The following is a 526-nucleotide window of genomic DNA, read 5'->3' on the forward strand; positions in this document are numbered from 1 at the left end:
CCGTGAACGAGCTGGCGGCCCTGGGCCTGCCCGTCAAGGGTGGATCCGTCCAGGTCAGGATGGCCGACACCGGACAGTCGATGGCCGACGGCCTCCGGACGGCGCATGCGGACGCCGTCAGCCGCGGGCTGTCCGAGACGGCCGCCAGGCTGGCCGGGGTACTGGGAACCTACGGGGTGAGCGTCCCGGACGAGCGGGCGGAAACCGGCACGACGGGTTCAGGTATCACCGGTGTGGAGGCCACGGCCGGGGTCGGCCGCGCCGCCGGCTTCCTGAGCCCGGCGGATTCGGGCCCTGCCGGCGTGGACGCGGAGTTCGAGGCGGCGGTGCGGGAGGAGCCGTTGCTGGCGGGGCTGGAGCCGCGGGTGGTGGAGCGGGCGCTGGAGATCCGGCAGGGCGCGGGTGGGGCTCGTGTGGGTATCGGCGCCGACGCGGCCGAGGCGTCGACGCGGTGGTGGAGTGGGGTGAGGGAGGTCGCCGAGGCGCTGCGGACACGTGGCGAGGAGTATGCCCGGACTACGGCCGA

General features: G+C 74.9%; 1 protein-coding gene. It reads left to right on the forward strand.

Going from position 1 to position 526, the window contains the following annotated elements; translation table 11 throughout:
- Positions 1-526 (forward strand): hypothetical protein (locus tag IF37_RS44765; RefSeq protein WP_037858446.1); only part of this gene is annotated, 526 nt, incomplete at both ends.

The sequence above is a fragment of the Streptomyces sp. NRRL S-31 genome, from assembly GCF_000718775.1.
Classification (GTDB): domain Bacteria; phylum Actinomycetota; class Actinomycetes; order Streptomycetales; family Streptomycetaceae; genus Streptomyces.